This window comes from Paucidesulfovibrio gracilis DSM 16080, assembly GCF_900167125.1.
In the GTDB taxonomy this organism is placed as follows: domain Bacteria; phylum Desulfobacterota; class Desulfovibrionia; order Desulfovibrionales; family Desulfovibrionaceae; genus Paucidesulfovibrio; species Paucidesulfovibrio gracilis.
The window spans coordinates 1-17,457 of sequence record NZ_FUYC01000016.1 but is presented as its reverse complement, the minus strand read 5'-3'; the positions used below and the strand labels follow the sequence as shown (position 1 = coordinate 17,457).

General features: G+C 60.8%; 18 protein-coding genes. 9 read left to right on the top strand and 9 right to left on the bottom strand.

Translation table 11 applies throughout. The features are described from left to right. Window positions 1–128: 128 nt before the first annotated feature. The gene (locus tag B5D49_RS12085; protein ID WP_078717970.1) at window positions 129–458 is read right to left on the bottom strand and encodes an AzlD domain-containing protein; all 330 of its coding nucleotides are present in this window, start codon (window positions 456–458) and stop codon (window positions 129–131) included. Next, window positions 434–1,180: an AzlC family ABC transporter permease gene (locus B5D49_RS12080; protein WP_078717969.1), complete on the bottom strand. Its 747-nt coding sequence runs from the start codon at window positions 1,178–1,180 to the stop codon at window positions 434–436. Before B5D49_RS12080 ends, B5D49_RS12085 begins: the two co-directional genes overlap by 25 nt. 218 nt (window positions 1,181–1,398) lie before the next feature. On the opposite strand from B5D49_RS12080, the gene B5D49_RS12075 reads away from it, so the two are divergent. Further along, window positions 1,399–2,841 carry an aminotransferase-like domain-containing protein gene (locus tag B5D49_RS12075; RefSeq protein ID WP_078717968.1) on the top strand — a complete coding sequence of 481 codons (1,443 nt, stop codon included), beginning with the start codon at window positions 1,399–1,401 and terminating at the stop codon, window positions 2,839–2,841. An 89-nt stretch (window positions 2,842–2,930) separates the two neighbouring features. Here B5D49_RS12075 and B5D49_RS12070 read toward each other — a convergent pair whose 3' ends face one another. Continuing rightward, window positions 2,931–5,078 carry a methyl-accepting chemotaxis protein gene (locus tag B5D49_RS12070; protein ID WP_159447224.1) on the bottom strand — a complete coding sequence of 716 codons (2,148 nt, stop codon included), beginning with the start codon at window positions 5,076–5,078 and terminating at the stop codon, window positions 2,931–2,933. Between the two features lie 170 nt (window positions 5,079–5,248). On the opposite strand from B5D49_RS12070, the gene B5D49_RS12065 reads away from it, so the two are divergent. Then, on the top strand, window positions 5,249–5,545 hold the full coding sequence (locus tag B5D49_RS12065; RefSeq protein WP_078717966.1) for a hypothetical protein: 297 nt from the start codon (window positions 5,249–5,251) through the stop codon (window positions 5,543–5,545). Between the two features lie 76 nt (window positions 5,546–5,621). Here the strand turns inward: B5D49_RS12065 and B5D49_RS12060 are convergent, their stop codons facing one another. Both B5D49_RS12060 and B5D49_RS12055 read right to left on the bottom strand, forming a co-directional pair. Then, on the bottom strand, window positions 5,622–6,635 hold the full coding sequence (locus B5D49_RS12060; protein WP_159447223.1) for a nickel/cobalt transporter: 1,014 nt from the start codon (window positions 6,633–6,635) through the stop codon (window positions 5,622–5,624). A gap of 25 nt (window positions 6,636–6,660) precedes the next feature. Beyond that, window positions 6,661–7,230 (bottom strand): DUF1007 family protein, encoded by a 570-nt coding sequence (locus tag B5D49_RS12055; protein WP_159447222.1) that lies wholly within the window; start codon window positions 7,228–7,230, stop codon window positions 6,661–6,663. 269 nt (window positions 7,231–7,499) lie between these two features. Here B5D49_RS12055 and B5D49_RS14980 point away from each other — a divergent pair, with 269 nt between their 5' ends. Both B5D49_RS14980 and B5D49_RS12050 read left to right on the top strand, forming a co-directional pair. Then, window positions 7,500–7,661 carry a DUF5989 family protein gene (locus B5D49_RS14980; RefSeq protein ID WP_200806802.1) on the top strand — a complete coding sequence of 54 codons (162 nt, stop codon included), beginning with the start codon at window positions 7,500–7,502 and terminating at the stop codon, window positions 7,659–7,661. Between the two features lie 129 nt (window positions 7,662–7,790). Continuing rightward, window positions 7,791–8,831, top strand: coding sequence for a GGDEF domain-containing protein (locus B5D49_RS12050; protein WP_078717963.1), 1,041 nt, complete (start codon window positions 7,791–7,793; stop codon window positions 8,829–8,831). A 115-nt stretch (window positions 8,832–8,946) separates the two neighbouring features. On the opposite strand, the gene rmuC is transcribed toward B5D49_RS12050, so the two are convergent. Continuing rightward, window positions 8,947–10,398, bottom strand: coding sequence for a DNA recombination protein RmuC (rmuC, locus tag B5D49_RS12045; RefSeq protein WP_078717962.1), 1,452 nt, complete (start codon window positions 10,396–10,398; stop codon window positions 8,947–8,949). 134 nt (window positions 10,399–10,532) lie between these two features. Then, window positions 10,533–11,612 (bottom strand): hypothetical protein, encoded by a 1,080-nt coding sequence (locus B5D49_RS12040; protein ID WP_078717961.1) that lies wholly within the window; start codon window positions 11,610–11,612, stop codon window positions 10,533–10,535. Between the two features lie 245 nt (window positions 11,613–11,857). On the opposite strand from B5D49_RS12040, the gene B5D49_RS12035 reads away from it, so the two are divergent. From B5D49_RS12035 to B5D49_RS12020, 4 genes are all read left to right on the top strand, one after another. Then, the gene (locus B5D49_RS12035) at window positions 11,858–12,160 is read left to right on the top strand and encodes a hypothetical protein (RefSeq protein ID WP_078717960.1); all 303 of its coding nucleotides are present in this window, start codon (window positions 11,858–11,860) and stop codon (window positions 12,158–12,160) included. Window positions 12,161–12,162: 2 nt separating this feature from the next. Continuing rightward, window positions 12,163–13,764: a portal protein gene (locus tag B5D49_RS12030; protein WP_078717996.1), complete on the top strand. Its 1,602-nt coding sequence runs from the start codon at window positions 12,163–12,165 to the stop codon at window positions 13,762–13,764. Further along, the gene (locus B5D49_RS12025; RefSeq protein ID WP_078717959.1) at window positions 13,764–14,180 is read left to right on the top strand and encodes a Bbp19 family protein; all 417 of its coding nucleotides are present in this window, start codon (window positions 13,764–13,766) and stop codon (window positions 14,178–14,180) included. The genes B5D49_RS12030 and B5D49_RS12025 overlap by 1 nt, the downstream gene beginning before the upstream one ends. A gap of 137 nt (window positions 14,181–14,317) precedes the next feature. Then, a complete protein-coding gene (locus B5D49_RS12020) occupies window positions 14,318–15,157 on the top strand; it encodes a hypothetical protein (protein ID WP_078717958.1) in 840 nt (279 codons plus the stop codon). A 78-nt stretch (window positions 15,158–15,235) separates the two neighbouring features. On the opposite strand, the gene B5D49_RS12015 is transcribed toward B5D49_RS12020, so the two are convergent. Both B5D49_RS12015 and B5D49_RS12010 read right to left on the bottom strand, forming a co-directional pair. After that, on the bottom strand, window positions 15,236–15,493 hold the full coding sequence (locus B5D49_RS12015; RefSeq protein WP_078717957.1) for a hypothetical protein: 258 nt from the start codon (window positions 15,491–15,493) through the stop codon (window positions 15,236–15,238). Between the two features lie 528 nt (window positions 15,494–16,021). Further along, entirely contained in the window at window positions 16,022–16,666 is a 645-nt protein-coding gene (locus B5D49_RS12010; protein ID WP_078717956.1) for a hypothetical protein, read from the bottom strand. Between the two features lie 88 nt (window positions 16,667–16,754). Between B5D49_RS12010 and B5D49_RS12005 the strand changes: the two genes are divergently transcribed. After that, window positions 16,755–17,333: a phage connector family protein gene (locus B5D49_RS12005; protein ID WP_078717955.1), complete on the top strand. Its 579-nt coding sequence runs from the start codon at window positions 16,755–16,757 to the stop codon at window positions 17,331–17,333. The last annotated feature ends 124 nt before the right edge of the window (window positions 17,334–17,457 follow it).

Here is a 17,457-nt window from a genome sequence, read left to right as displayed (position 1 = left end):
TCTTGTTTCGTTGAAGATTTTTTTTCGGGGAAGCTATAGATTCCCCTTCGGCTTCCACAAGCCGAGAAAAAACGCCCCTGGTCATTGCGGCCAAGGGCGTTTTTTTGTTGCAAAGGCAACTGGATTCTTCAAATGCCAAACCCCCAGCGCGCCAGGGCCACAAGCCCCATACCCAGGGCCACGGTGCCGAAAAAGCTCCGGGTACGGATGCAGAAGGGCAGCAATATCAGGCTGACCCAAAGGAATACGTTGGTGCCGGATACGTCCAGTTTGGCATCCGGCGCCAGCAGGGAAGGCACCAGCAGAGCCGAGAGCACGGCAACGGGGACATACGAAAGAAAGCGGCGCAGCCCCGGGGAAAGGGACCGCGAAGAAAGCGCCAGCACGGGCAAGGCGCGCGGGATGTACGTGACCAGGGCCATGCCCACGATGGTCAGGAAGAGTGTCTGTTCGTCCATGCTCCCTCCAGATATGCGCCCAGACCGGCAAAGGCCACGGTGGCGACGATGACGTTCCATTGATTCATGCCCGACAGAAACAATCCCGTGGAAAGGGCGCCCGCGCCCAAGGCAATGATGACATGCAGGCGGGTGCGCGTCTGCATCACCAGCAGGGCGATGAACATGGCGGGCAAGGCAAAATCAAGCCCCACGGGGCGCACGTCCGGGATCAGCGTGCTGGTTGTTACCCCGAGCCAGGAACTGAGCACCCAGGCGCCGTGGGCAGTGACATTGAGGCTGAAGGATTCGGCGCGGCTGATCGGGGAATCGGGGTTTTGAAACCGTCCGCTGTGCACCGCAAAGGTTTCGTCCGTAATCCCGTAGCTGAACAGAGCCTGCTGGAGCCGGTTCATGTCCTTCAGGTGCGGAGCCAGGGACGCGGACATGAGCAGGTGGCGCAGGTTCACGATGAACGTGGTGATGATGATGGTGGCGGGCGGTGTACCCACGGCCAGCAAACCGGCCGCAATGAGCTGGGATGATCCGGCGTAGACCAGGGCGGACATGAAGACCACGTTGGCGGCGCTAAGGCCCACCTTGGCTCCGAGTACGCCAAAGGCGAACCCCACGGGGATGTAGCCCAGCACCAGGGGCAGCGCCTGACGCGCTCCACTGAGCAGGCCCGGGGCGAGTGTGCGTGGCGCGGCTTGCGGCCGGGGCGAGGAAGTGGTTTCCGACATGATGGCTCCTTGCGTTCGGGCGGCTTGACGGTGCATGCCGATTCGGCAGAGTCGGGACCGCAAACCCCGAAAGCATGCACGTTTGGGCGAGGCATGAAAAGGGAAATTCCGCCGGGCGGAATATGCTCCGGATTGCCTTGCTCCAATGAAACAGATACGCTGTCACCGGTACAGACACAGAAAAATGAATCTTTGAGGGGTACAGACCCGGGGGCAGTATGCAGTCAACCTGGCAGGAACCGTTCCTGTACCAGTCCGTGGAACGGCAGATAATGGAAATGATCGAAGGCGGCACCCTGGAAAAGGGGGACCGGCTGCCCTCGTTGCGGGCTATGCGTGTGCGCACCGGGTTATCGCTTTCCACGGTGAACCAGGCCTATATGGAGCTGGAGTCCAAGGGGGTGATCGAATCGCGGCCGCGGTCCGGGTTTTTCGTGCGGCGGTCGTTTCGACGCCTGGAAGCCCCGCTGCCCCGCCCGGCCAACCCCACGCCGCGGGCCGTGAACCGGAGCCAATTGATTCAGACCGTGTTGGAGGCGGTGGGCAATCCTTCGCTGGCTCCTTTGGGCGTGATTTGTCCCACCGAGGAATTGTTGCCCACCAAGGCGCTGACCCGCATTCTCAACCGCGTGATGCGGGAGCATCCGACCCGGGCCATGAGTTACGAAACCATCCCGGGCAATGAGGAATTGCGTCGCCAGATTTCGTTTCGCTGCACGGATCCGGAGGCCGCGATCAAACCTGATGATCTGATCATCACGGCCGGGGCCATGGAGGGGCTGTCCATTTGCCTGCGTGCGCTGACCCGCCCCGGCGATAACGTGCTCATCCAGACGCCGACCTATTATTGTTTTTTGCAATTGCTTGAAAATTTGGGATTGCGCGCCGTGGAAGTGCCATCCGGCCCGGAAACCGGCGTGGACCCGGCGGACGTGGCCTCCGCGTTGGAAAAGTACGAAGTCAAAGCCTGCATCATGTGTCCCAACTTCAACAATCCCGACGGCAGCTTGACCCCGACCCGGGCTAAGCGCGAAATCCTCCGGCTCCTGGAGCAGCGGGACGTCCCCCTGGTGGAGGACGACGTGTATACGGACCTGCATTTTACGGGTCCGAGACCGTGCAGTTACAAGGCTTTGGACAACAAAGGGATGGTCATGCTCTGCTGTTCCTTTTCCAAGTCCGTGTGTCCGGGCTGGCGTGTGGGCTGGCTGGCGCCCGGCCGCTTTCACGACCGCGCCCTGGAGGTCAAGGCCACCACCAACGTCTGCACGGCTAGTCCGAACCAGATGGCCATGGCGGAGTTTTTGGCTGCGGGGTTGTATGAGCGGCAGCTGAAGCGGCTGCGCTCGGCCGTGGAAAAACAGATGCGGCTGATGCGTGGACTGTTGGGCCAGTGCTTTCCAGCCGGGACGCGGGTCACCGAACCCCGGGGCGGAGCTGTGCTTTGGGTGGATCTGCCCGGGCAGGCGGACGCAGTGGAGCTGTTCTACCGCGCCAAGGAGCACGGCATCGGGGTTGTTCCCGGTCCCATCTTCACCATGCAGGAGGGGTTTGACAATTGTCTGCGTCTCAGTTGCGGCGGTGTCTGGTCCGAATCCCTGGAGCAGGCGCTCCGGACGCTGGGTTCCCTGGCCTCGGAGCTGGCGGGAACGGACGCGTAATCCGGCCGGTCAAACCGAAAAAAACAGCGGTCCGGGTAGCCATCCCGGGCCGCTGTTTTGCGTGGGAGCTTCGCCCATGTCGGGCGTGGCTAGAAGTGGTGCAGGTCTGCTTCAGATTCTTCCACGCCTGCATTGTCCTCGGAATCAAGGGCGCGCTGCCCTGGCTGGTCCCCATCATCCTTGGTCCGGAAGCGCTGGAGCACGTCCCGCAGCCAGGCGGACTGGGAGGAAAGCTCCTCCGCAGCGGAGGCGGTCTGTTCCGCGCTGGCGGTATTGGCCTGGGTGACCTGCTCCACCTGGGTCAACCCCCGGTTGACCTGGCTGACGGCCTCGGCCTGCTCGCGGCTGGCGTTGGCAATGTCGTCCACCAGTTCCGCGGCTTTGGCCGCGGATTCCACGATGCCGGCCAGGGCGTCGTTGGTCTGCGAGGCGATTTCCGCGCCCGAGTTGACCCGGGCTTGGGAATCTTCGATGAGCTTGGAGGTTTCCTGGGCGGCCTTGGCGCTCCGGGAGGCGAGATTGCGCACCTCCTCGGCCACCACCGCAAATCCCTTGCCGTGTTTTCCGGCACGGGCCGCCTCAACCGCCGCATTCAGAGCCAGCAAATTGGTCTGGAAAGCGATTTCGTCAATAACCTTGATGATTTTAGAAACGGATTCACTGGATTCGGTAATGGCGTCCATGGCCTGGAGCAGCTCGGCCATGCTGTTTTGGCCATTGCGGGCCTGGTCCCGGGCCTCGCTGGTCAGCCGTGTGGCGGCCCCGGCGTTTTCCGCGTTCACACGGGTGCGCTCCGTGACTTCCGTGACGGAACTGGTGATCTCCTCCAGGGAAGCAGCCTGTTGGGTGGCGCCCTGGGAAAGGGTCTGGCTGGAGTCGGACACCTGCGTGGCTCCGGCCGCGATCTGATCCGCAGCCAACTGAACCTGCGAGACCAGCTCGTTGAGGCTTTCGCTCATTTGCGCAAGCGCATGGCCCAGGGTATCGTTTTCAGAGGCGACCTTCACGCTTTCGGTCAGATCGCCCTTGGCGATGCGTTCGGCCAGCTTGGCCCGATGGTCCTGGGCCTGGATGAGGTCCACCAGCGCCTTGCCCATTTCCTCCATTTCATCCCCGGTCTGCAAGGACATGCCGCAGGCCAGATCCCCCATGGAGACGCGGCAGATGGTCTCCTGCAGGCGGCTCATGGGCAGCATGATGGCATAGCGCAGGGCCAGGAGCAGGAGCACACCCGGCAGCAGCAACACAAGCAGGAACACGCCCGTAAGGGTCCACCAGAGATTTCGGATGTTCTTTTTTTGGGCTTCGGCATTGATTACGTAGGCCATGACCCCGATTTGGGTATCCTGATAGTCGCGCACCGGGAAAATACCTTGGACATGCGAACCGCTGGCATCCATGGTCAGACCCTGGCGGCCGAGGCTGAGGACATCGGAGGTGAGATTTTGGTCGTCAAGGGTCTTTTGGTCGCCGGAGACGAGCACATAATCGCCAATTATCGGAAACTTGTCGGCATCCTGCAAGCGAGTGGTGATGGGGAGTTTATCCGCATTCATAAACAGCAAAACCGAGGAGCCGTCCTCGTCCTGGGCAGCGTCCAGGATGGGAGAAAAGTCCACCAGAACCTCCACGGAACCGAGCTGTTCGCCTCCGTCCTGGATGGGCGCCAGGCCGCGAATCACGAACCCGCCGCGCCCCAGTTCGATGCCCTGTACCGGTTGCCCGGTGCGGTTTACGTCCAGCACGGTCTGGCGAAAGGATGAAATGTCGTCGGAAATATCCACCCACTGGCCGTCGCGTTTGGTCTGCTTGTCGCGCCAAAGCCGGGCCAGACTGCGCCCGTTGGGCAGGTGAAAATGCAGCTTCAGGGGCGCGCCGCTCACGGCCTTGAACCCGGCCAGTTCGTCCCGAAAGGCCTCGCGCAATTGCTCACGTGCAGCCTGGGCCTGCGGATCGGCCGGGGCGTCGATGTTGCCGCGGTGGGCCTGAATGTAAGCCTGAATCACCTCCGGCCGAGTGCTGTACAGGCTGGCCATGTTCCGGGCCAGCCTGGAGGCGAGGTCGATTTCCTCGCGAATGGATTCCACTTTGGCCTGGGCGCGCGATTTCAACGACATGTCATGCAGATCGTTCACTTCGGCCCGCACGATGAGCATGGCACCGAGGCCAAGCGCAACTACGCTGCAGACAAAGGGGATGATCATTTTCCAGCGGATGCTGATGCGGTTCAGCTGCATGGAACCTCCGTGGCATGTGGGTTGGAGAGAATCAGCAGGATAGTAGCACGCTGGATTTGAAAGTGGAACAGGAAGCCGGTATTGTGAAACCTGGAACAAAAGCGGAAGAACCGACAGACAACCCGGCGACATGAGGGCATGATTGTTGCTGAAACCTTTATGGAGGTCGCATGACGGATCAGGAGATTCAGGAAACGTTTGAGCGGTTTTTTGAAAAATATAAAAAGACCGAGGGGGACCGATCCGCGTGGTCCGCCTATTGGACGGATCAGAATTCCCACGGGGTCTTTGAGATCGTGATGACCAAATGCCCGAGAGGTACGGTGTTCAAACCCTACGCGGATAAGCGCAAGCTTACGGAATATGTGGGATGGGAGACATTCCTTGAGGCATTGCCGGAATTGGAACGGGAACAGCCCGCCCTGGACAGGGAGGCGTTCTTCAACGGCATGCGGGACATCTTGTAAGATCTGCCGGGCAACGGATCGGCGAAGCCGAGATGTTCACTCCATGCAGCGCGGCCTGGTCCGAGGGGAAAACCGCTCAGGCCAGGCTGCCCAGGAACAGGATGGTCCCGAATAGGGTGATGCAGACCGCACCGGTCAACGAAAAGGCCGCGTGCAGCAACGCGGCGCGTCGGGACTCGGCTCCGGCGGCGCAGATGGCCAGCTTGCGGGCGCCCGTGGCCACCAGGCCGAAGCTGCCGGTGGTCAGTCCCATGCCCAATGCGAGAAAGGCCATGGACAAAAAACCGGTTCCCACAATGCCGAGGCTCAGGGAAAAGACCAAAATCAGCGTGGCGCCGGGACACGGAACCAGCCCCGTGACAAAGGCCGTGCCAAGCATGCCGCGCAATGTGGACGGCGTGGCCGCAGTGGAGGAGGAGTCCGACCCCTTGCGCCAGAGTCCGCGTATGGCCTGGATGGTCAGGCCCAGCCCGAGACAGACCAGGAGCAGATAACTGGCGCGCTCCAGCCACAATCCCGCAGCTTGGAATTCCGCCATGTTCTTGGCGAAAAGCAGATACACCCCGGCCACAAGCAATGTGGCGGACCCCACATGCGTGATGGACAGAACCATGCCCATGAGCATGGCGCGTCCCGGACCGCCGCCGTGACCCAGGCAATAGGCGCTGATCACTGTTTTGCCGTGTCCCGGTCCCAGAGCGTGGAAGATCCCATAGAGCAGGGCCAGCCCGAGAAAGGACCAGAACGCCACCCCGCCAGGATGCGAGCGGATGGTCCGGGCGTATCCGGCCATGGATTGCTTGATCTTTTTTTGCTGCCGGGCCGAGGCCTGCAACACCGTGCCGACCCAGCCCATGGATCCCTGCCGGGCCGGGTCCACGCTGGAAGAATCGTGGGGTTGCGTCGCATTGGCCTGCTCCCCGGGTTGCTCCGTGGGCTGGGCGGAAGAGTCGCCCGACGGACCAAAGGGACCGGCAAGAGCCGATCCGCCGGGCCAGAGCGCCATGACCAGGAGCAGCGCGGCAACCAACAGGATCGGATGCGAAACAAAGGGGCGCATGGCGCAGGATCGGAGGCCGGGGAGGGACATGGGGCGCATGGGGTTCCGTGGAGGCTCAGGGCGCACTGAAGCGCAGGTTGATGAACACGGGCACGATACAGCCGAAGTACGTCAATTCCGGTGCGGAGACGTTGCTCTTGGCAGTCTGCACGCCGGGCGGAGCCTCCACGCTGACCGCGGAGTCCAGCAGGACCATGTCCGCGTAATATTCCGGGTCGTATACGCTGATGGCCACGTTGTGCGTACCCGAGGCAAAGGGCACCACGCAAGGAGTGAAAAAATGGTAGATGAGCTGGCCGTTCCGCACCTCGGGCCGGAAGTCGCGGGCCTGGTGCGGATGAATCTCCTCGCCGTCCACACGCAGTACGGTCAGGTAATTGTACTCTTTTAATATAGAGAAAATTTCCTGCGCATATTTGGCGGTTTCCGCGGCATTAAACTGCTGATCGCCGTTGGTATCGTATTCCATGAGCATGCCCGCAGAGAACATTTCGTCGAAAATCCAGGTTTGCTGAAATCCGGTCAGGCCCGAGGCATCGAAAACCGCAATGGCCTTGCAATCGATGAAAATATGCGGGTGGGCCATGGCCGGTGCCGGAGGCTGCATCGCCATCAACAGCAGCATTACCGGAAGCGATCGGACCGCAAAACGAAAAAAATGATGGAATTGCGGGGGAGACGATGAATGACGAGAGATGACAGGCATGCGCTCCAGTATCCTGTGGACCGGGTCGGACGCAAGGGGCGCTTGCATATTTTTTCATGGTTTGGCAAAGAGAAACAAAACGTCAGCAGAGTATAACGTACTGTGAAAATTGATTTCATGCTGTTTCATCCGGGCCTGGGCAAGGACGGCGAATCCCCTGGCATACCATAGGGGCAAGGAGGCTGGGCGTGGGCCTGTGGCAATCCATCTGGTCGTATTGGAAAGTGCGGAAAAAGTATTGGCTGCTCCCCATGGGGCTTTCATTGTTCGTTATGGGCGTTTTGGCGGTGATCATCCTCTTGCTGGCGCGACAAAACGACATGAGCGGCATGCTCTATCGTCTTTTGTAGTGGAATCGGGCTGTGTGAGAACAAGGTTGCTTCGTGATTGTGGGGCGGGCTTCCGTGTGGTAGGGATACCGAGGGTCACGCTCTGTCCATGGGAGCGGATTCACCCAAGTGTTCTTCACGGGAGGGCTCATGGACGCTATGGTTCGCCAGCGCAATGAGGAATGGAACAGGATCATCCACCGTCTGGATAAGGCCGGTGTCCCGCCGGATGTCCGCTGGCGCACCCTGATTCTCTACATGCGCAATGTCCGTGGCTTTTCATTCCTTTCCGAGCGCCAAAAATCCGAAATTCAGCAACTCATCGTGGAGACCATCAAGGCGCGTGAGTATACCGACACGCAGTATGCCGACGTGGTCCGCCGACAGGAAGAGATTCTGCTCGGCCCGCATAAGGAAAAAATCCGCATGGCCCTGGACGAGTCCGAGGCGCTGCTGGGTGATTTTCGGGAATTGCTGCTGCGCAAAAAAGGAGACGTGCAGGATCTGGAGACCCTGACCGTGGAGCTGGTGGAAAGTGAAAAGGATCCACGGGAAATGATTTCAGCCATGCGCAAGGCGTTTCATGACGTGGTTCAGGCCATGGAAGCGGACATGGCCGACCTCACGCGCATGTCCATGGTGGACGGCCTGACCCAGCTCTACAATCGTCGCGCCTTTGACGAACATGTGGAATGCTGCGCCAGAACCTGTTTGCAGGAGCGGCTGCCCCTGGCCCTGATCATGGCGGACATCGACAATTTCAAACGCTTCAACGATACCTACGGCCACCGCATTGGCGACCAGGCCTTGCGCGTCGTGGCCAAGGTGTTGCAGACCCATGCCAGCGAGGTCAACGGAGGAAACGGCAAGGATCCCAACGCAAAATATTTCGCGGCCCGCTACGGGGGCGAGGAATTCGCGGTGGTGTTGCGCGGGGTCGGGCTTTCCGAGGCAGCTGGTTTGGCCGAGTCGCTCCGCTCCCGTGTGGAACGGTACAATTTCACCATTCAGGACAACAGCGGCAATGTGCTGCACGGCGGGATCCGCATCACGGTCAGCCTTGGCGTGGCCCAGCTGGACCCGTGCTGGAACGGCGCCTGGGCCGATAATCTTGTGGAGGCTGCGGACAAGCGGCTCTATGAAGCCAAGGAACGGGGTCGCAACTGTGTCTGTTGGGCCGATCCCGACTGATTCGCCGCGTTGAGCCTTTGTACGCCCCGCTTGTGGGGGGCATGCACGCAAAAAAAACCGTCCTTGCTCCTGGCAGGGGCGGTTTTTTTGGGGCCGGCGGATGCGCGGCGTTGCATCACGTTTCTGGCCCGGTGTCGGGCTGGATCAGGGCGCGTGGATCTGTATCCCCGCATTCCGGGGCTTCCGGCAGTTGTGGTTCCCGGGCGGCCCGTTCCAGAGGCGCGAGTTCCGGGATTTCCTTGCCGCCGGCCGCGCCCAGGTCGCGGAATTTTCTTGCCGAGGCCAGAACACGGGACTCCAGTGACCCCACGGCCTGGTTGTAGGTCTGCATCGAGGTTCCCAGCGAACGGCCGAGTTTGACCATGTGTTCGGCAAACACGCGAACCCGGTCGTGCAGCTCCCGGCCCAGGGTGTTTACCTGCTGGGCGCTGCGGGCGATGGTTTCCTGCTGCCAGCCGTAGGCCACGGCCCGGAGCAGGGCGATGAGCGTGGTCGGCGAGGCAATGATCACGCCATTGCCCACGCCTTCCTCAATGAGGTTGGGATCGCGGTGCAAGGCCGAACTGAAAAACATCTCTCCGGGCAGAAACATGATCACGAATTCCGGTGTGGGCGTGAACCTGGACCAATAGCTTTTCCCGCCGAGCTGACGCAGATGTTGCCGGATGTGCCTGGCATGGCGGTCCAATTGTTGATCCCGCTGGGCTTCGTCCGTGGTTTCAATGGCTTCCAGGTACGCTTCCAGGGGGGCTTTGGCGTCCACCACGATGTTTTTGTCGCCCGGGAGCCGGATGATCATGTCGGGCCGAAGATTGCCCTGGTCCGAACAGGTCTGCTGCTGTTCAAAAAAGTCGCAATGGTCGAGCATCCCGGCCAGCTCCACCACACGCCGAAGCTGGATTTCCCCCCAACGTCCGCGCACCAGCGGTTTGGTCAGGGCGTGGACCAGCTTGCCGGTTTCATCCTTGAGCTTGGCCTGGGTCAGGGCCATGGAGCGTACCTGTTCCGTGAGCGTGGAGTAAGCCGAGACGCGGGCTTTTTCCAGCTCCTGGATTTTGTTTTGGACCTGGTCCAGATTTTCCCGCAGGGGCGAGACCAGCTGTTCAATGCCTTTACGCCGTTGCTCCAGATCCCCCCGAGCTGACTCCTGCAATTTGGCAAAGGATTCATGCGCCAGTTGCAGGAAGGCGTCGTTATTGTTGCGCAGCGTTTCCTGGGACAGCACCTTGAAGGTGTCCGAAAGGTTGGTTTGCAGGTCCGAGAGCAAGGCCACCTTTTCTTCCACGGCCCGGTTGGCCTCGTCCATGCGGGCGCGCAGCTCGGCCTTGTGTTCGGCAAGGGTTCGGCATTGGGCCTGGAGTTCGGCAATCTCGGTTTCAAGCGCAGGAATGCGTTGGGATTCGTTTTCGGCCACGGCGCGTTCGGAGCGGGCCGTGTGAAGTTGCTCCTCCAGATCGGCGCGAAGACGCGTCTGCCGTCGCACCAGGAGCAGGAGTCCCACGGCGGCAAGGCAGGCGCAGAGCAGAAAGGTCAGGACAGCAACGAAAGCGGGCTGGGAAAGCAGCATGGCAACCTCCGCTAGGCAGGGTAGAGCATGGCTGCTCCGTGTCAAGCGGATATCAAGCAAAGCGGAAAGGGCAAGGAGGAAAACGGGGCCGGGACGTCACTGACCAGGAGCCGGGCAGGAACAAAGGGGGGCGGTCAGCCCTGGCTGTTGAACAAGGCTCCGCCCTGGCGTTCCGGGGCGGCCAGCACATACGTGTTGGAGCGGTTGTCCTCGAAGAGGAACGTGGGCAGGTGTTCTTCGTTGTAATGTACGCTGGAGGCGTCCACATCCGTAAACGTGTTGGAGTGGTTGTGGGTCACCTGTTCGGAAAAATCAAAGCTGCGGTTTTCCACCAGGGGCCGCGTGGGGTCCGGCGGCACCGAGGAATCCAGCAGATCCAAAAGCGCGCCCGTGTCCACCAGATCCGTGCTGAGCACGAAGTGCATCTTTTCCGGAGGTTCCCAGGTGCTGCGGGAGTCCAGCGGTTCCCAGGCCTGAACCTTGACCTCGTGCTGAAATTCGTCACTGGGCCAGTTTTGGGTATGCACGAACCTCGGCCCGTGAAAATTGCTCATCTGATGGGGGAAGACGCGTCCGGGCCGCGGCGGATTCACGCGGGCCGGAGGCATGTTCGGGTCGATGCCGAGCTTGGGCGCGATGGGAACATGCCCGCCCGGCACGAAGTGGCTACCGCCGAGACCGATGGGGACGTTGCCGCCGGGTGTGAAATGACTGAACCCCGGAGTGGGGCGTACGTCGCCGCCCGGCGTGAAGTGAAAATATCCTGGAGTGGGGCGCACATTGCCGCCCGGAGTAAAGTGACCGCCGGCAGTCGTGCTGATGGGGACGTTGCCCGAAGGGGTGTAGATGCCGCCCGTGGTCTGGTGCACCGGGGTCTGGCCGCCCGGGGTGAAGTGGTTGTCCCCGCCGGTGGCCGGGGCATTGAGAGCCACGGATACCATGGTGCTGCCCGTGGCCAATCCGCCGCCACCGCCTCCGCCGCCACCGCTTCCGCCCGTAGCCGGACCCATGGTCCAACCCGGCGTGGTGTTGATGGGGACGCGGGCCTGGGACGTGTCGATAGGGACATGCCCGGCCGGAGACACGGGAACCGAGGCCGCGGGAGCCGGACGCACCTCGCCGGGGGGACCGGCCGTGATATGCCCGGCCGGACCAGCTGTGGTGTGGCCCGGAGGTCCGGCCACGATGAAGTCGGTGACGCCCATCATGGACATGCGCTTCGCTCCTTGCAGCTCACGCTACACACTTTTCCCATATTCTATCTCGTATAGGTACGAAACCATCTTTACCCCAGCCTGTCAAGGGCAGGCAGGCAAAGGCGTGGTGGTGGGGCTGTCAATAGGGAAGTTTTATCCTTTTGCCGCCCCTGGACCTTCCTGTTTTATCCGGGCGGAAAAACCAAGGCTACCATGGCGTCGCGCCGGGATGATCCGGCGAAGAAACAGCAAGGAGGACGGTCATGGGAGGAGCTTCGTCCGTGGTCTCCACGGTGGCTGGGTTCATTGCCGGCGGCTCAAGGCCGCGGGGTTCGTCCGGGCCGAGTGCCTCGGAGTTGCGTGCCCGGGAGCGGGAACAGCAGCGTAAGCAGGAAGCCGAGGAACGCCGGAAAAAAAGGGAGCGCAAGGAGGAGGCCAAGGAATTGGCCGAGGTGCGAAAGCAAAAGCGGGCCGGCGCAGGAACCCTGCTTTCCGGCGGCGGTGCGGCCCGGTTGGGCGAGGCCGATCTGGAACGCGGCGGCCTGAAGGGAACATTGGGGGAATGAAAATGCGCAGGGCCGAACAGGAACTGGAACTGGCCGAAAGCATCACCCAACGGCTGCAAGCCATGCAGAATGCCCGCTCCGTCTGGGATCCTGTCTGGAAGGACTGCACCGAATACATGTTGCCGCGCAAGGATTCCTTTGGCGGCATGGTGCGGCCCGGGCAGGCCGGGGACGAGCGAATCTACGATTCCTCGCCCACCCATGCCCTGGAGCAGTTGGCCTCGGGATTGGGCGGTCTGCTGACCAACCCCGCGTTGCCCTGGTTTGATATCCGGGTCCGCGGAACGCGGGATGGAGACCGGCGGGACGTGCGTGCCTTTTTGCAGCAGGCACGGGAACGCATGGTCCGGTTGTTCAATACGGAATCCTCGGGATTTCAAACCCATGTGCATGAGTTGTATCTGGACATCGCCCTGCTGGGCACGGCCGTGATGTACGTGGAAGCGGACCCGGAGAGCGTGGTGCGTTTTTCCACCCGGCCCCTGGGGGAAATCTACGTGGCGGAAAACGTCCGGGGCGTGGTGGATACGGTGTATCGCCGCTATGAGCTGACGGCCCGGCAGGTGGTGCAGGAGTGGGGGGCGGAAAGTTCCGAACGGGTCCGCTCCCTGGCCAAGGATCGTCCGGATGCCGGTGTTGAGATCGTCCATGCGGTGTTTCCAAGGGAGGACCGCGACCCGGCCGGGTTCACATGTGCGGATTTTCCCTGGGCCTGCCTCTATCTGGAGGTGGAGGGAGGACACATTCTGGAGGAATCCGGCTATCTGGAAATGCCGTACATGGTGCCGCGCTGGGCCAAGGCTGCCGGAGAAACCTACGGCCGCGGTCCCGGACTCACGGCCCTGTCGGACGTGCGCGTGCTCAACGCCATGGCCCGCACCGCGCTCATGGCCTCGGAAAAAATGAGCGATCCGCCGTTGATGGTACCGGATGACGGATTCCTTGGTCCGGTCCATACTGGTCCGGGCGGGCTGTCCTATTACCGTGCAGGCAGCCGCGACCGCATCGAAGCCTTGCCCGTGGCTGTGGATCTGAACGCGGCCGAAGAGATGATGCGCACGCGCCGGGACAACATCCGTCGGATTTTCCTGATGGATCAATTCACCCCGGAAGGACCGGGCACCACGGCCACGGAAGCCGTAATCCGGCAAAGCGAAAAAATGCGGCTGCTTGGTCCGGTATTGGGCCGCATGCAAACGGAATTCCTCAGCCCGCTGATTCGTCGGGTTTTTCAGATTCTGCTTCGAGCCGGGGAGCTGCCGCCGCTTCCCTCGGGGCTGCATCCCGACGACCTGGAGGTGGAATACCTCTCCCCGGTGGCGCGGGCGCAAAAACAATACGAAGCCCAGGCCTTGGTGCAAATGATGGAGTACCTCGGACCGTTTTTCCGGTCCGGCGATGTGTTTTCGATCATGGATAACTTTGAAACGGACCGCATTGCGCGGCATGCAGCGGAAATGTTCGGTACTCCGGGGGACTATCTGCGTCCGTTGGAAGAAGTGCAGGCTGTGCGGGAGGCCCGGTTGCAGGAAATGCCGCCTGGAGCGGCGGAAGCATCAATGGCCGGGGAGATTGTCCGGCCGGAACAGGGGGAAGCGCTTTGATGGAACGAACCGATTTGGCGGCCGCTTACGCACGGGTGTTTCGCGGACCGGATGGGGAGCTGGTGTTGGGGGATTTGCTGCGGCGTGCCCGATTCGACCGTCCGCTGTTCTCCCGGGATGCCCTGGAAATGGCCCATGCCGAGGGGGCGCGAACGCTGGCCCTGCAAGTGCTTGAGCTGGTGCGACGCGGGACAGGTCGCAACGAAACCAGGTCCGGACATCCCCACTCCGGCAACCCGGAATCAGGTTCCGAGTGCCATGTGCGAGACCAGACAGCGCAGGAGCAGGCGGCCGATTCATTGCATAGAATAAACCAACTACTGCATGGCCTGCAACGTGTTGAGGTGCGTAACCCACGTACTGAGAGCCAGGGTTACGGTGAAGGCCACGACCCCGAGAAGGGTTACACGCAGTAGAAACCGTATACGTCGCATGATGACTCCTCTGGTTTTGAGAAGCGGAAAGCTCTTCCCGTCAGGAGGAAAAGCAAGGCCCGTGCCAGAGGGTATCGAAAGTTGTCTAGAGAAAATCTAGTAAAAGTGGAGAAAAGCAAATGAAGGAAAACAGAACGGAACAGGGGTGGTGGAACACGTTGCCCCAGGATTGGACAGCCCCGCTTCGGGGGAAGGATGGCACCGAAATCGAGGTGCCGTTGCGGGAGCATCCTGCCCTGCGCAAATACGCGAGCAAGGATGAGGCGGTCAAGGCGTTGGTGCATGCCCAGCGCCTGGTGGGGAGAAAGCCCGACGGGTATGTGCGCGTGCCGGGACCGGAAGCCGAACCCGAGGAGCGAAACGCGTTTCGCTCGGCCCTGGGGTTGCCGAAACGCCCTGAAGAATATGGGCTGCCCGAGTTGGATTTGCCCGAAGGGTTTGAAGTGGATGGCAAGTTGCAGGGGGAGTTTTTGCAGGTTGCCCATGAGCTGGGACTCACGCCGGAACAGGTGCATGGGTTGTACGCCTGGTTCCTGCCGCGCAATGTGGAGACCGTCCGGGCCATGGAGCAGGATCGCGAGGATCGCCGAGGCAAGGAACTGGAAAGCCTGCGCGGACTGCACAGAGGCGACACGCGGGCCGTGCTGGAGGCGGCGCGTCGAGCTGCGTTAACACTGGGTGGCGAGGAGCTGTTGGCGGTGCTGGACGAAACCGGAGCCGCGGATCGGGCTGTTGTGGTCAGTGCGTTGTCCCGCCTGGCGCCGGTGCTCCTGGAGGGGCGCTTCCGGTTTCGCGATGCCGGAGCCGCCCGGACCATCACACCGGAAAAGCTCAAGGAAATGATGCGCGATCCCCGGTATCACGATCCGCTGCAACGGGATCCCGCTTTTGTGGACAAGGTGGCCAAGGGCTTTGCCACACTGTATCCGGGGAAATACGAACCCGGGACAAGGGTTTAACGAAGAAAGGGGCGATTCCGGATCCGTTCCGGTCTCGCCCCTTGTTCCTTCCACGAGGAAGAAAAGCGCGGGAAAGCATCAGCTGTCGCTGTAGGCGCCCATAAACAGCAAGGCCGCAGCGCGGTTCCAGGACAACGGACGGCGCGGCTCCAGGTCTTCGAACTCTTCAGGCAGGGAGTGCGAAGGCACGTCCAGTTGCTCTTCGCTGACGGGTCCGGCCACGGAAACCGTCTCCTGCTGCGGGGCAGCGGCCTGAAATTGGTGTTCGTTGGATAGCATTGCAGTGAAGATCACGGCGGAAAGCGCCAGGATCATGAGACAAATGGTCTTATACATATATAACCTCGTTTCCCTATGCGGTGCAGGGGTGGGACCAACAAATCCGTACCGCGCAGGAGGGGTTTCGATAGGGGAAAAAATGGCGTCATGCAAGCAAAATCAGCCGGTGCCGGGGAGCCGCCGCAACCCTGCTGGGCGGAGTAGGAACAGCGTTTATTCACCATGCTGCATGTAAGCCGCAATGCACATGTCAATACATTGATTTCAAAGCGTTCTAAAAGTGTACCCGAAAAAAAATGCGTTGCCCATTGTTTCTTGTTTTCAGCAATCGGCCACGAAAGGAGAGGATTTCAATATGACAAAGAAGAACAAATTAATGAAGAATCACAGGGGGAAATTGATCTACTAGAAAACAATAACCATTGCTGAACAAAAAGCAAGGGGAAGAAAACGGAAAAAGCGTATATAGAGTACGATTTATTTTGAACGCCAGGAAAAAAAGGACAAAAGAAAAAGCCGTAAGAGCGGGGTTGGGAAGCAGAAAGATCAGAGACAGTGGATTGCAGGGGAGGAAACCGAAGCTGGCTAAAGATACCGGAGCAAACCACACATCAGGCGGCGACCGCCAAGCCGGGCCGGAAGCCAAAGCAGGTCCGCGGTAATGCGTCCCCGCATGGAGGCGGCGTCCGCGGAAAAACCCGACCGACCCGTAGCGCGAAAGTATTCCCGGGTGAACCAATAAGCCATTCCTTCCTGCCAGGAGAGAAGCAGCGGAGCCAGGAGAGCGTCGAGCAGGCAATGCGCGGCCTCGCGCACGGGATGATGGTTTAGATAGGCCAGGGCCAGGGCGCGAACAAGCTCCTGCTCGGCACGTGGACCGTACTCAATGCGGATGACGCGATCCGGCACCAGGGCAAGCAGGATAGGCAGAAAATAAAGCAACGCAATACAAAAACTTGTGAAAAGAAATACGCCGACATGGAACCAGCCCGCCCAGGCAAAGATCACAAAGGCGACGAGCAGTCCGGCCAAACATGCATATGTTGCCGCCCGTTTCCATTTGGAGGCGTTGAGCCGGATTCCGGAGTCCGCATCCTCAAACAACGCCGCATCCTGGTCGGGTGGAATAAAGCGAAGCTGGCCGCGCGTCAGCCCGGGAGAAGGAAGACCCAGCTCCTTGCGATACCAGCCGAGCACATCCCGGACCAATGCTTTTTCCGCGTTGTTCATAGCAGCAACGACACCCCCGGCAGAAAAGGGCCGATAGGAAAAAATACAACAAACAGCAACCAGACAACCTTACGAAGGGGAAGAACAAATGGCAACGAGCGTCATTGAGATTTGCAACAATGCGTTGCAGGATTTAGGCGAAGAACCCATCACCACGTTTTCGGACGGCAGCAAGGCCGCTCGTTTGTGCGCCCAACGCTGGCCGTCGGTGCGCGATGCCGTGTTACGCTCGCATCCGTGGAATTGCGCCATGGCCCAGGCGGATTTGCCCGCCAACCAGGGCGCGCCGCTCTGGAAATGGGCCTGCCGGTACGAACTGCCCGCGGATTTTTTGCGGATTGTGCGCGTGGTCAGCGCCGTACAACAAACCGTACATGAGTGGGAAATCCAAGGACGGCACATCCTCTGCGACGAAGCCGCTCCCCTGTTCATTGCCTATGTGCGCCGGGAAACCGATCCGCAACGATACGACGCGCTGCTTTCCGAAGCTCTGGCCGCGCGTATGGCCTCGGCATTGGCCTACCCCTTGACGGGTTCCACCTCGCTGGCACAGGCGCATTGGGACGTGTACGGCAGAAAATTGCTCGAGGCCAGGGGCGTGGACGCCCGGGAAGGCGTGCCGGAATCCGTGACCGCCAATGCCTGGCTCACCGCAAAAATGGGATAAGCCGCTGTTTGGTGTGTTGGATGCCTTCGGCGACCAGGGGGCAAACCTTTCTGAAGAAAGGTTCTTCCCCCTGGACCCCCTTTCCAAAGACTTTTATTGGCTCCAGGCCTGCGGCCTGTCGCGG

What these genes read in the sequence shown, in the direction of transcription:
- B5D49_RS12085 (WP_078717970.1), bottom strand. Translation starts at nt 458, where the DNA reads ATGGACGAACAGACACTCTTCCTGACCATCGTGGGCATGGCCCTGGTC.
- B5D49_RS12080 (WP_078717969.1), bottom strand. Translation starts at nt 1,180, where the DNA reads ATGTCGGAAACCACTTCCTCGCCCCGGCCGCAAGCCGCGCCACGCACA.
- B5D49_RS12075 (WP_078717968.1), top strand. Translation starts at nt 1,399, where the DNA reads ATGCAGTCAACCTGGCAGGAACCGTTCCTGTACCAGTCCGTGGAACGG.
- B5D49_RS12070 (WP_159447224.1), bottom strand. Translation starts at nt 5,078, where the DNA reads ATGCAGCTGAACCGCATCAGCATCCGCTGGAAAATGATCATCCCCTTT.
- B5D49_RS12065 (WP_078717966.1), top strand. Translation starts at nt 5,249, where the DNA reads ATGACGGATCAGGAGATTCAGGAAACGTTTGAGCGGTTTTTTGAAAAA.
- B5D49_RS12060 (WP_159447223.1), bottom strand. Translation starts at nt 6,635, where the DNA reads ATGTCCCTCCCCGGCCTCCGATCCTGCGCCATGCGCCCCTTTGTTTCG.
- B5D49_RS12055 (WP_159447222.1), bottom strand. Translation starts at nt 7,230, where the DNA reads ATGCTGCTGTTGATGGCGATGCAGCCTCCGGCACCGGCCATGGCCCAC.
- B5D49_RS12050 (WP_078717963.1), top strand. Translation starts at nt 7,791, where the DNA reads ATGGACGCTATGGTTCGCCAGCGCAATGAGGAATGGAACAGGATCATC.
- rmuC (WP_078717962.1), bottom strand. Translation starts at nt 10,398, where the DNA reads ATGCTGCTTTCCCAGCCCGCTTTCGTTGCTGTCCTGACCTTTCTGCTC.
- B5D49_RS12040 (WP_078717961.1), bottom strand. Translation starts at nt 11,612, where the DNA reads ATGTCCATGATGGGCGTCACCGACTTCATCGTGGCCGGACCTCCGGGC.
- B5D49_RS12035 (WP_078717960.1), top strand. Translation starts at nt 11,858, where the DNA reads ATGGGAGGAGCTTCGTCCGTGGTCTCCACGGTGGCTGGGTTCATTGCC.
- B5D49_RS12030 (WP_078717996.1), top strand. Translation starts at nt 12,163, where the DNA reads ATGCGCAGGGCCGAACAGGAACTGGAACTGGCCGAAAGCATCACCCAA.
- B5D49_RS12025 (WP_078717959.1), top strand. Translation starts at nt 13,764, where the DNA reads ATGGAACGAACCGATTTGGCGGCCGCTTACGCACGGGTGTTTCGCGGA.
- B5D49_RS12020 (WP_078717958.1), top strand. Translation starts at nt 14,318, where the DNA reads ATGAAGGAAAACAGAACGGAACAGGGGTGGTGGAACACGTTGCCCCAG.
- B5D49_RS12015 (WP_078717957.1), bottom strand. Translation starts at nt 15,493, where the DNA reads ATGTATAAGACCATTTGTCTCATGATCCTGGCGCTTTCCGCCGTGATC.
- B5D49_RS12010 (WP_078717956.1), bottom strand. Translation starts at nt 16,666, where the DNA reads ATGAACAACGCGGAAAAAGCATTGGTCCGGGATGTGCTCGGCTGGTAT.
- B5D49_RS12005 (WP_078717955.1), top strand. Translation starts at nt 16,755, where the DNA reads ATGGCAACGAGCGTCATTGAGATTTGCAACAATGCGTTGCAGGATTTA.